Source organism: Saprospira grandis DSM 2844 (assembly GCF_000275825.1).
Classification (GTDB): domain Bacteria; phylum Bacteroidota; class Bacteroidia; order Chitinophagales; family Saprospiraceae; genus Saprospira; species Saprospira grandis_A.
Window position 1 is genome coordinate 3,491,654 of record NZ_JH719942.1, and the last position, 6,544, is coordinate 3,498,197.

Annotated in this window: 6 protein-coding genes; 5 read left to right on the forward strand and 1 reads right to left on the reverse strand. The window is 42.5% G+C overall.

Annotated features, from left to right (window positions below; all coding sequences use genetic code 11):
• Window positions 1-514: 514 nt before the first annotated feature.
• On the forward strand, window positions 515-1,480 hold the full coding sequence (locus SAPGRDRAFT_RS15675) for a tetratricopeptide repeat protein (RefSeq protein WP_253271346.1): 966 nt from the start codon (window positions 515-517) through the stop codon (window positions 1,478-1,480).
• Window positions 1,481-1,740: 260 nt separating this feature from the next.
• On the opposite strand, the gene SAPGRDRAFT_RS23585 is transcribed toward SAPGRDRAFT_RS15675, so the two are convergent.
• Window positions 1,741-1,872, reverse strand: coding sequence for a transposase (locus SAPGRDRAFT_RS23585; RefSeq protein WP_002660225.1), 132 nt, complete (start codon window positions 1,870-1,872; stop codon window positions 1,741-1,743).
• Window positions 1,873-1,972: 100 nt separating this feature from the next.
• On the opposite strand from SAPGRDRAFT_RS23585, the gene SAPGRDRAFT_RS22405 reads away from it, so the two are divergent.
• The 4 genes from SAPGRDRAFT_RS22405 to SAPGRDRAFT_RS15715 form a co-directional block, all read left to right on the forward strand.
• Window positions 1,973-3,466, forward strand: a complete 1,494-nt coding sequence (locus tag SAPGRDRAFT_RS22405) for an RHS repeat domain-containing protein (RefSeq protein ID WP_081492034.1) — start codon at window positions 1,973-1,975, stop codon at window positions 3,464-3,466.
• 54 nt (window positions 3,467-3,520) lie between these two features.
• Entirely contained in the window at window positions 3,521-3,934 is a 414-nt protein-coding gene (locus tag SAPGRDRAFT_RS15700) for a hypothetical protein (protein WP_037350364.1), read from the forward strand.
• 560 nt (window positions 3,935-4,494) lie between these two features.
• A complete protein-coding gene (locus SAPGRDRAFT_RS22415) occupies window positions 4,495-5,808 on the forward strand; it encodes a glycoside hydrolase family protein (protein ID WP_253271347.1) in 1,314 nt (437 codons plus the stop codon).
• Between the two features lie 10 nt (window positions 5,809-5,818).
• The coding region (locus tag SAPGRDRAFT_RS15715) for a hypothetical protein (RefSeq protein ID WP_002660229.1) at window positions 5,819-6,544 on the forward strand (726 nt) is incomplete at its 3' end.

Consider the following 6,544-nt stretch of genomic DNA (forward strand, 5'->3'; position numbering starts at 1 on the left):
TAATCCTCTCTGCACTATAGATGTAGAATGGGGTTGTTGTATGGCTGCTGGTTTCAACCTACAGCCACAGCTAGCAGGCGGCGAAGCCGCCGCAGGCCTAGGGGCCTGAAAGGGTGGCCGCAGGCCAGACCCAGCCGCTGAAAGCGGCGCAGGGCCGAGCAGACCTGCGAGCCCTGTAAGGGCCCGGCCGCCGCAGGCGGCAGGCCCCAAAAAAAGAAAATAGAATACAGATCTAACTACTTGGTAATGAGGTGATTAGCTGTTTAGTTTGTAGTGAAAACAAGCTGTAGCGTAATTTTTTTTAAAAAAAACTAAAAATAAAGTTCACAAAATGAACTTAAGTGACATTAAGATATAGGTCGCTGTTTTAGTAGATGACCGACTTTAATAAAATATTTTAACAGCTATGCCAAGAGTGGAGGCGCAAGTTGAAAATGGTTTTAATTGGAGGGCGTAGTTTTCCCAAAAGATTTCTTTCCCAAACCCATGAGCTAGCATGGGACAAAAAGACAGTATGAAAAAAAATGAGACCTTATTAATGGAGTTATTTGAGCTGGACGAGCTAACTGCTTGTCAGGAATTGGCCGAAAATTTAATGGCAGGAGGCGCCAAAAGCTCGGCGCCATATTATTATTGGGTGAAGGTGGAGCTCGAAAAAGAGTCGCCTAACTACTTGAATATCAAGCGTTGTTTGCAGTTGGGCCAAAAGCGTTCTGGGGAAAAAGGGCCACTGTATTTTTTGTTTGGCCAATTGATGGAAGGAGAGGGGCGCTATGATTTGGCGCTACATTATTATGAGCAGGGGCGAGGCGATGAGCAGGCAGATTTGGCCCAGGCCAAGTTGCTTTTTTTGCTGGAAGAAGATTTGTCCAAGGCCAAAATTTTGCTCGATAATTTGGCTACGGCCACCGCAGAAAGCTGCTATTTTTTGGCCGCCATTGCCCTAGAAGAAGGCGAATATCTGTCGGGAATCTCCCTCTTATCGCCGATTTGTAACACCGAATTTGAGGAGGATTATTTTGAGCTACTTTGCCGCTTGTACATTGCTTTTGACGAAGGCGAAAAGGCGCTTCCGTACTTAAAAACCTTGACCGAAAAGGCGGCAGATCCGGTCGGTTATATGTCGGAATATGCCCAGCTTTTGCAGGATTTAAAACAAGATTTGGCGGCGGCCCAAGCTTGGTGCAGCTACCATAATAGCTTGCAGCAACCGCAAATGAGCCAGGACCGTATTTTTCTGGATAAGGCCCAAGATTTTTATGCTTTGGGGTTGCATGAGGGGGCGCTCTTTTTTTGCGAACAAGCCAATCGTCATCAGTTGAGCGTGGAAGGCCTGCGGATGCAGACAAAATTGTATAAAGTGACTGGCGCCCTGGACAAGGTGGAAGATTGTCTGCAGGAAATGGCGCAATTTTATCCGGGAATGGATATCGCGGCTTTTAGCAGCAATATGGAAAAAAATAATCTAGAAGATAAATAAGCTAACCAAACTAAACAACCTAAATTTTTTAACAAAAACGCAATTTCTATGAAAAAGTACACTGGAAATCCAGATCCAGATCCGGATACCCCACCCAACCCCCCTGCAAAATAAGAGGGCGGAAGAGGAGAAGAAGCTTGGCTTTTTCTCCTCTTTTTTTTGGGCCTCCGCAGCAAAGCTGCGGCGGTTACTCCCTTCGGTCGCTGAAGACGAACTAAAGGGCTTGTTGTGGTCTGGCCTTTGGCCAGCCCTGCACATCGCTAGGCCGATATTTGATTTGCATGTAGCTCGTATTTTGTCGCTAATTCTGCCAAGGTCAATTGATCTTTTAGCGCTTCTAAGGCTACTTTTGTCTTAAATTTAGAACTGAAATTACGACGCTTCTTTCTCATCTCTTTTGTAATTTAGTGCTTCATTATACGACTTTTTTCTTTCATTTTTCCACCTTAAACTACTGTCCTAATTTTGGGGGTAAGGGCAGCCAAAAAGAAATTGTATGTTGATGGTCCTGCGGATATTCGATCGGAGGGGCAGTATTATGTCCGTGACCCGCAGGGGAATGTGCTGGCGGTTTATCAGTACAATGAAGAAAATATTGCGCTGGTCGATGACAAAGATAGTTTGTATCTGGAGGAGCTGCATTTATATGGCTCGGCTCGTTTGGGGATCTTGAAAAAAGCCTTAGCTTTAAGGTATCGGGATGAATCGGGCACGGCTAATTGGTCTATTAGAACATTAGCCAAAACCACTTTGGCGCAAAGCAGCTACCAGCAACTAGAGCTGGGCCGCCGCCGCTACGAGCTGTCCAACCACCTAGGCAATGTCCTGGCTACGGTCAGTGATAAATCCTTGGGTCAAGACAGCAGCCAAACTGGACAGGCAGATTATTATCTGGCGCAGGTTTCTTCTGCAAGCCTATACTACCCATTTGGTTGGGAAATGCCAGGCCGTAAGTTTGTGAGTGGGGAGGAGTATCGTTTTGGGTTTAATGGGAAGGAGGATGACCGAGATTGGGGGATGCAAAACATACAGGATTATGGCTTTCGGTTGTACAATCCGAGTATAGGTAAGTTTTTGAGTGTGGATCCGTTGAGTCCGGATTATCCTTGGTATACGCCCTATCAGTTTGCTGGGAATAAGCCGATTCGTAATATTGATCTTGATGGTCTTGAAGAATATCCTAGAGGATATGCAACAGATAAGCATCTTTCTGGAAGTGGTCACGCTCCATCAACTAGTGAAAGTATTAAGAATGTAATGAGTGATAAAATGACTTCTCATGCAAAAAATACATTTAAACCTAATATAAGAACAGATTATACACCCTTAAATCAACTGTCTGAGTCACAAAAGCAGAAAGAATTTATGGGGAGCGCCAAAAACACTGCAGCCATACTTATATATGAGTTTACAACAGGAACAGGAAAAAAAGAAAGAAACTTTAAGGAATATCATTCAATTACCAGAGAGATGATGAAGAGTTATGCTACTGCAGAGGCTTTGGGCTGGTTCTTAAATAAAATGGATAGAGGAGAAATGCTTGATCGAAATGATAATGGGAAATGGTTTAGTCCTGCAGATTTATCCAGTTGTGAAGTAGACTATTATTATTTTGCTTTTAGCCCTGACAAGGAAGATTTTAATGCATCAGCAGCCAAACATTTTATGGCTTACGGTGAGGGAGATTACATGGGGTATAGAGGAGGAATGCAATATGCTTTTGAATATTTTCCTAACTTAGAAACAGTGAGTATTACAATTAGTGATGCTTACACAGAACCTTCCGCTTATTTCAGGCTAGGAAGCTATCACAAGAGAAAGGGAAATGGTGAAGGAATGCCAGGATCTGTGACCAAAACAACTTTTCAGTTTACAATGACTCTTGATGAGATAGATAAATTTAAAAAAACTAAGCAATGGAAACGCTATGAAATAATTGAAAAGGACCGTGCTCGTCGTGGTCTTGGACAGACAAAACATAAATAAGGTGCATCTCCCCCCTTACATGAAAAGATAAGTAATATGATAAACAAAAAATTTATGATGATAGCTATTCTGAGTTGTCTAGCTATAAGTTGTGACTCTACCAGAACTACTCCTGTATTAAATTGCTCTGTTAAAGACATACAGGATAATATTATTGGTCATACTTTTATTACTAGTATTCCTCAGTATAAGGATAAAAAGTTTTATTTTATAAATTCTGACAAATGCCTTTATTCTGATAAAGATACTTTGATTTACTTGGTTTCAGAATCGGAAATGCAAAGGTTATATAAAATATATTTTATTGATGAAAATAATGAATCAGAATTGAGGTCAGATTTTGGAATAGGGCCAGACAAAACTCCAAGTGTATATTTGAAATTTGGTTATACTACAGGATGTACGCCCATAAGGATTACCTTTGATACTCCAGAAGATATACTTTATTTCGATAAACTTACACATTAAAAAAGAAGATAGCTGCTCGTCCGTACTAGTTCACGTCTATACTCAGCTAGTTTTGCGAGACAAAAAACACAGAGCTCACTGCTTTTATTCTGGCTTTTACATTTAATGTTCTTATTGCTGTGAGTTGGGGCCTCCCGCCTTCGGCGGGCGCTACGTTCCGGGGCTCGCTGCTCGCTCGGCCCTGCGCGGGCTGCGCCCGCTGGGTCTGGCCTTCGACCACCCCTGCACATCGCTAGGCCGTTTGGCCTTCGGCCATGGCGGCTTTGCCGCCTGCCATTCATCGCCTAGGGACAAGCCCCTAGGCTAATAAATGGAGTCAGCCCTAAAGGGCCTCAAATTATGATTTACGGCTTTGCTCATCTGTTTCTGCAAAGAAGGGCCATATCCAAAGGCCCTCTTTAGAGGGCTGTCTAAAAAAGCTAGCCTAGGGGCTTGTCCCTAGGCGGTTATTGGCATTTTGTATATGATCGGTTTATCAGTGCAATGAAGAAAATATTGCGCTGGTCGATGACAAAGATAGTTTGTATCTGGAGGAGCTGCATTTATATGGCTCTGCCCGTTTGGGAATCTTGAAAAAAGCCTTAGCTTTAAGGTATCGGGATGAGTCGGGCACGGCTAATTGGTCTATTAGAACATTAGCCAAAACGGCTTTGGCGCAAAGCAGCTACCAGCAACTAGAGCTGGGGCGCCGCCGCTACGAGCTGTCCAACCACTTAGGTAATGTACTGGCTACCCTAAGCGATAAATCCTTGGGCCAAGACAGCAGCCAAACGGGGCAGGCAGATTATTATTTGGCGCAGGTTTCTTCGGCAAACTTATACTACCCCTTCGGTTGGGAAATGCCTGGGCGTAAGTTTGTGAGTGGGGAGGGCTATCGTTTTGGGTTTAATGGGCAAGAGGAGGATCCTGATATGGGAGTGGTTTTTAAGTACCGTATCCATGATGCGAGGGTTGGCCGCTTTTTGTCTGTGGACCCACTTGCGCCGGATTATCCTTGGAATAGCTGTTATGCTTTTGCGGAGAATCGGGTGATTGATGGAATCGATTTGGAGGGGAGAGAGTGGCTTCCTGTAAATAAAAATGGGGATCCTGTAAAACCAGATTCAGATGAAATAGAAAATTATGAGTGGATTGGATACGATATAAAGGGCTATGAGCGTGGAGGTAAAGTTTATGCTGAATCAAACCCTCATTCTTTGGATCAAGAAAATGTTATAAGAGAAAGCCCAGCAGGAACTGTTCAAAATGCATTTATTCGTAAATATGAGAATGAAAAATATATTGAGAAAGTAGTGTATAATTCTGATGGTTGCGTTGAAAAACATAAGACAAAGTTATTTGGAGAGTTTAGCCTATCTGATGCAGGAGCCTCAGCTATAGCATCTGGAGAGCAGTATATATCTCTTCCTAAGAATGTTGGAGGGTATGCTGTAGGCTATGGACTACAGATTGATTATGGTGCAACATGGACTTTTGGTGAGGTTAGTAAAGAACTTGCGATATCCTGGTTGTTTGATGCAGCCAGAATCAATAAAGGACTGTTGAATGGTAAATTTGGAAAACTGAGGATGACACAGCATGAGTATGATGCTATAATTTCTTTATCATACAATTTTGGAGTGGGTTCTCTCTCAGAGAAGTCAACGTTTATAGATTTAGTGCAGAAGAATGATGCAATTGCTTCAGAAATACATAATGGATTCGTAAGCCTTAGCCTTGGGTCGCGATATGAAAAAGGCTTAGTTCCTAGACGAAAAGCGGAAGCAGAGATGTATAATTTTGGAATCTATGACTATGGAGATATCCCTCAGATGATAAAAAGAAGTTCTGTCTTAAAGAATTTTCCTAAACCAAAAGAATTAGTTATTTATTAAAGAAAATAGAATGAAAAAAATTAGCTACAGTATCATTTTTTTTGGGGTACTATTGTCCTGTCAGTTTTCTGAAACGCCGACCCAAGAAGGGCCTAGCGAGGAGGTTCTAGCAGAAAAGCCTGCTGAGGACTTGCCTACAAAACCTCATTGTGTATGTAATGATCGAATACTAGATGCCGATAGTTGTGATCTGTTATTTCAAAATATTTTGGGACACTACAAAGGGGTTAAAATGGAGAAAATTGGTTCGGTAAAATGGGGTCGAAATCACTTAGGGAACACCTCAATAGAAGTAGCCGAAGCCGAAAAAGATAAAGCGCTTATTATAGAGCGGGATCGATATATTTATGGAGAGGATACCTTTTCATTTAAAAAGGTAGATTTAGTCAGCTTGTCACTTACCACCTTCTTTGGAACAGGAACCTCGGGGGTGTTTCCGGTAGATACATCTAGGTTTAAATGGAGAGATAGTGTAGATTATTATTCATTGATTTTAGAGGGGAGTCCTTGGCATTTGTCCATCATGGTCATTAATGGTCGGTACTATAGTTTCCCAATTGAGGATTATTTAATGGAGTTAGAGAGAGAGGAGCAATTTGAGTATACCCACTTTGTGGAGAAGAAACCTTCTCCGATTAGAGAGGAAGAGGCGAATACGGTTCCAACAGATAGTGCTAAGGGCTTGCTTAATGACCTTATAGGGGTTTATAAGCAGGGAGAGGGACTTCGTTTGGGC

Excerpts from the sequence above, each read along its gene's own strand:
- SAPGRDRAFT_RS15675 (WP_253271346.1), top strand. The coding sequence starts at position 515 with ATGAAAAAAAATGAGACCTTATTAATGGAGTTATTTGAGCTGGACGAG.
- SAPGRDRAFT_RS23585 (WP_002660225.1), bottom strand. The coding sequence starts at position 1,872 with ATGAGAAAGAAGCGTCGTAATTTCAGTTCTAAATTTAAGACAAAAGTA.
- SAPGRDRAFT_RS15700 (WP_037350364.1), top strand. The coding sequence starts at position 3,521 with ATGATGATAGCTATTCTGAGTTGTCTAGCTATAAGTTGTGACTCTACC.